Source organism: Nocardia sp. NPDC060220, from assembly GCF_042727815.1.
Lineage (GTDB): Bacteria > Actinomycetota > Actinomycetes > Mycobacteriales > Mycobacteriaceae > Nocardia.
The window spans coordinates 1-4,706 of the sequence record NZ_JBHWZY010000549.1 but is presented as its reverse complement, the minus strand read 5'-3'; the positions used below and the strand labels follow the sequence as shown (position 1 = coordinate 4,706).

Genomic DNA, 4,706 nt, shown 5'->3' with positions numbered 1-4,706 from the left:
CTCCTCGCGAGGGTGCCCGGGCCGCTGTCTGCCCAGGTGATCGCCGAAAGGTTGCTGGTCGCATCGGGTTTGCCGGGGGCAGCGAAAGGGCCGATTTGGGCAGCGGTTGGGTTACCCGGAATCTGTTACGGTTTAGTGCGTTTCAACGCTCCACTGGTCAGCCGAAACGGACTGTGATGCGGATCGATATGGCTCGGTGCACGACACGACTCACGGGGACGCTGATCGCGTTCACCGTCGCTTCGCTGTCGGTTACGGCGGGGGTGGCCGGCGCGGAAGACGGTACACCCACCACGCCGTCTACACACGTATCCATCGCCGCGTGTCCGGCGCTCTACGCCTTGGGAATTCAGGGCACGGGTGAGTCCTCGCCCGACGCGGCGCCCAGCACCGACACCGGGATGCTGTCGACGGTGTTCCGTCCGATGCTCGCCGGTGCGGCCGACCCGGGCCTCGTCGATCGTGCGTACGTGCCCTATGAGGCCGGTTTCGGCGGTGCGGTCCAGGGCGGCGCGGTGCCGTACACCGAATCGGTGGCCGGGGGCCTGGAACGACTTCGCGCGATGGCGACCCAGGTGGCGCAGCGCTGCCCGGACACCCGGTTCGCGGTCGTCGGCTATTCCCAAGGTGCCCACGTCGCCTCGCTGTTCGCCCAGGAGGTCGGAGCGGGCACCGGAGCACTGCCCGCGGACAAGGTCGCCGCGGTCGCGTTGTTCGCCGACCCGACCCGTGCCGAGAACGCGCCACTGTTTCCCGGCGCGCCCGACCGGACCGCACCGCTGGCGTCGCCGGGAACCTCCGGCGACGCGGTGGCGAACATCGGTGCCGTGCGTCAAGGGGTCGCCTCCGGTGGTGGGCTCGCCCCGCAGAGCGAGCAGACCGACGACTTCGGTAAACTGACCGGTCGTGTCGCAAGCTTTTGTGCCACAGGCGATCTCGCGTGTGATGCACCGCAGGGCGCGCCGATCGTGCGCGCCGTCACCAACCTCATGAGCCAGTCGAAACTCTCCGGCGGCGATCCGATCGGCTCGTTGACCTCGATCGCGCAGGCGCTGGCGTTCACCTCCATCGAAACCGCCACCGCGGTGGTCGAGGAGGACATCTCCGGCGCCACCCTGGCCGACGTGTCGATCTCGCCGAAGAAGTCGATCTCACAGCGAGTGTCCGATGCCTCGGACCCGAACAGCAAGCTCGACATGAACGCCGCGTATCAGGCGCTACTGAAGGTCGGCATGATCGGCCTGAACGCCGTCGCCACCGTGGTGAAGTCGGTGATCAGCCCGGCGAGCATCAGCGAATTGGCCACGGCCACACTGTCGAATCCGCTGGCCGGACTGACGCTGCTCGGGACGAAACTGGCAGGCGCGGTCCCGCAACTGGTGCCGCCGACCACCGGGATCCGGCTGGTCAACGAGGCGTTCACCGCGGTCAAGCAGAATGTGACCGACAACGCCGAACTCCTCGACGTCACCACCTGGGTGCGCTACTGGGACACGCTGCAACGCCATGACGCGTACTCGCGCATGGGCGTCGGCGCGAACGGCGCCACCCCGACGGAGTACGTCGGCCGGTGGTTCGCCGCGCTCGCCCACGACGCGGCAGGCGTTTCCGGGAAGGGAACGGTACCGGTCGGCGGGTCCGACTCGCGTGGTATGGGAATATTCCAGAGCCCGACCGGCGCGTCTACGACAACCAAACCCTCCGGTGGGGGACAATTTCCGTTCGGGACAGGAGCCGATGGCGCCTCATCCGGCGGCGCGACGACTCCGCCTGCCGCGACACCCGTAACCACCGCACCCACCACCCGTCCGTTCTCTGTGAACTGATCACCGAGAGGTCTTCGATGCGAACTGTGCCCGGCGCCGTGGAAAGGGGGGAATGTTGAAGTCGTACAACGAATTGTCGCGCTGGTACTCGGCGCTGGAGCCCGAGGCCGAGACCGAGACCGGTGCCCCTGTGCGTCCGGACACCACCGAACCGGTGACGGGCGACGACGACAGCATCGACCGATATTCGACGAGTCCCGGCGCCGCCCCGATCGCCGAGCCGGCGCCGGATCGCGCCACGGCAGGGGATCGGCAGCCGGAACCGTTCAGCCTCGCCCTGGACTTTCAGCCGACCGCCACCGGCGACTCGCAGCGCGGGGAGACGGGGCATCAGGCGAAAGTTGCCGGCGACCCGCACGGCTGGAACGTCGAGTCCGAGCCGAAAGATGGTGACCCCGTCAGTCGGGCCACCGAGTTCGATGACACGACAACCGAATCCGCGGGCTGGGGCGCGGCCGAAGGCGACAAGCGGCCGTACCCGGCCGAACCGGAGGATGCGCCCGAGCCCCCGCCACCGCCTCCCGCGCAACTTGCCGGACGCCGTAGCGACTTCACCGGCGGCTGGTCGGACTGGGTCGCCGAACCGGCACCAGGCCCCGACGACGACTACGACGCCGAACTCGTCCAGTTCCCCTGGCCGGAGGCCGCCGCCGACGAATACGACAACGCCCGTGTGCTCGAGCCCTCCGGTGCCCTGCGGGCGAACCGGAAACGTCAGCGCACGTGGGTGGTTCTCGCGGTCTCGGTCCTCGTGCTCGTGCTCGCCGCGACCGGGGTGTTCTTCCTGCTGTTCGGGCGCGGCGACAGCAACACCGCCCGCAACGCCGCCCCGCCACTGCACTTCACCGCGGGCAACCTGACCGCCGACACCGCGGGCTCGTGCCCGACCGAACGCACCGAGATCGTGCTGCGCAGCGCCGAAGCGGGCGGCACCGACTCGGGCCCCGACGCTGTCCTCGCCTTCCAGTACGCCTACTACGTGACCCGATCGGGGGCGCAGGCCAGAGCGGTGGTCACCCCCGACGCCGACGTCTCGCCGGCCGCCGTGATCCAGCGCGGTATCGACACCATCCCGGTGGGGACCACCCACTGCGTGCGGATCACCACCGTCGCGGCCGACCGGTTCACCGTGGAGGTCACCGAGTTCCGGCCCGCGGGCGCACCGGCCACCTACACCAAGCAATCGGTGCGGACAGCGCTGGTCGGCGATCGCACGCTCATCACGGGCATCGCGGCAGGGTAAGGAGAGGCGATGACAGACGATTGGAGCCGATGGCTCGACGAGGCCCCCGAGGGGGACCCGTCCGATGACCTGGCGCGTGATCCGGCTCCGGTGGTGCGGTTGCGGCGTCGCAACGGTGAGCGCCGCGACGGCACTCGCAGGCCGATCCTGGTGGTCGGCGGCTGCGGCGGCGCGGGCACCACGACGACCGCGCTCGGCCTGGCCGCGGAGCTCGTCACCGCGGGTGCGACGACAGTGGCGGTCGACGCGACCGCGGCGGGCAGCGACATCGCGCTGCGTGGGGCCGACAAGCACCTGCACCCGGTGAACCTGCAGTCCTGGGTGTACGGCCGGGGCGACGATGAACCGGCACCGCTGGAAGACTGCCTGTCCCGCTCCACCTCCGGGTTCGGGCTGCTCTGGCGGGACGCGACCCCACTGCGCCGCCGCGCGACATTTCTCACTGTCGCGCGGGCGCTGGACACCGGTGGGTACACCGCGGTCTACGACGGCGGCAACCCGATTGCCGGACGGCAACTGCGGCCCCTGCTCGACGATGCCGATATCGCACTGGTGCTGGCCATCCCGGCCCGCGTCGACGCCGCCAACCGGCTGCGCGTGACCCTGGAATGGCTCGACGACCACTACGGCGACGACGGTGCCGGTGTGGTCGCCGACACCACTATCGTTGTCTCGCATCAGTATTCGCACGACGACTCGCGCGTAGCGGAGCATTTGCGCGAGCACCTGTCGGGGTGGGTACGCGAGGTCGTCGAGATTCCCTACGATCCGCATCTCGCGCGTGGAGAACTCGTCCGCCACGCCGAGCTGGCCGAGACGACGCGTTCGGCGTATGCGAGCTTGCTCGCGGGGGTGGCATCATGACGGCAGCCATGAATCTTCGTCGTCGTCGTGAACCGGACGTCCCCGCCGGTGTAGTCGCGCCGCCAGAATCGCTGCGCGCCAAGATCTGGGAGCGCCCGGTGCCAGGGGTCGGCCGGGCGCCGCTGGTGTGGTTGCTCGGCGTGCACGGTGGCGCGGGCGCGACCACGCTGTCGCATGTGCTCGCCCCCGCCGCCGACGCGCGCGGGCGCTGGCCCGGGGTGTTCGACCGCGAATCCCCCTATGTGGTCCTGGTCGCCAGGGAAACCATCTCCGGACTCACCCGTGCGCACGATCTGCTGCGCCAGCATCACGCCGGGCTCGCGGGCCCGGCGCTGGTTCTCGGCCTGATCACCGTGGCCGCGCGCCCCGGCCGGATGGCACCGGAGATCCGGCGCTACCGGGAGGTGGTCGGCTCGCTGGCCGGGCACGTCTGGCAGGTGCCGTGGTTCGAGGAATGGACTCTGGTGGAGTCCGATGCGCTTCCGGTGTGGTCGCCGGGCGACGAGGTGGCGGTCAAGAAGCGCCGCCCCGACCCGCTCGACGACGTGCCGGTCGAAATCGGTGACCTCGGTACCGATGTGGTCGCCGCGATCCGCACCAGTCTCGGCCCGCCCACGTCGGGTCAGGGTCGATCATGAACGCCGGGCGGTTCGCCGGTCGGTGGTGTACAAACGTGTGTCGTCGTCGAAGTGTTTGTGGCACAACACCTTTACTGTGGGAGAAAGGCACCCGATGAGCATGCTCCTCCTCGCCGTGCAGGACACGTACGGCAC

4 protein-coding genes are annotated in these 4,706 nt (G+C 69.6%); all 4 read left to right on the top strand.

What is annotated here, in order from left to right; genetic code table 11:
* A partial coding sequence (locus tag ACFWF3_RS24805) for a cutinase family protein (RefSeq protein WP_379315585.1) occupies positions 1 to 1,826 on the top strand: 1,826 nt, incomplete at its 5' end.
* Between the two features lie 52 nt (positions 1,827 to 1,878).
* Positions 1,879 to 3,069 (top strand): hypothetical protein, encoded by a 1,191-nt coding sequence (locus ACFWF3_RS24800; protein ID WP_379315583.1) that lies wholly within the window; start codon positions 1,879 to 1,881, stop codon positions 3,067 to 3,069.
* Positions 3,070 to 3,078: 9 nt separating this feature from the next.
* Positions 3,079 to 3,933 carry a MinD/ParA family protein gene (locus ACFWF3_RS24795; protein ID WP_378626934.1) on the top strand — a complete coding sequence of 285 codons (855 nt, stop codon included), beginning with the start codon at positions 3,079 to 3,081 and terminating at the stop codon, positions 3,931 to 3,933.
* Positions 3,930 to 4,571, top strand: coding sequence for a hypothetical protein (locus tag ACFWF3_RS24790; protein WP_378988990.1), 642 nt, complete (start codon positions 3,930 to 3,932; stop codon positions 4,569 to 4,571). The genes ACFWF3_RS24795 and ACFWF3_RS24790 overlap by 4 nt, the downstream gene beginning before the upstream one ends.
* Positions 4,572 to 4,706 lie beyond the last annotated feature (135 nt).

What these genes read in the sequence shown, in the direction of transcription:
- ACFWF3_RS24800 (WP_379315583.1), top strand. Translation starts at nt 1,879, where the DNA reads ATGTTGAAGTCGTACAACGAATTGTCGCGCTGGTACTCGGCGCTGGAG.
- ACFWF3_RS24790 (WP_378988990.1), top strand. Translation starts at nt 3,930, where the DNA reads ATGACGGCAGCCATGAATCTTCGTCGTCGTCGTGAACCGGACGTCCCC.
- ACFWF3_RS24795 (WP_378626934.1), top strand. Translation starts at nt 3,079, where the DNA reads ATGACAGACGATTGGAGCCGATGGCTCGACGAGGCCCCCGAGGGGGAC.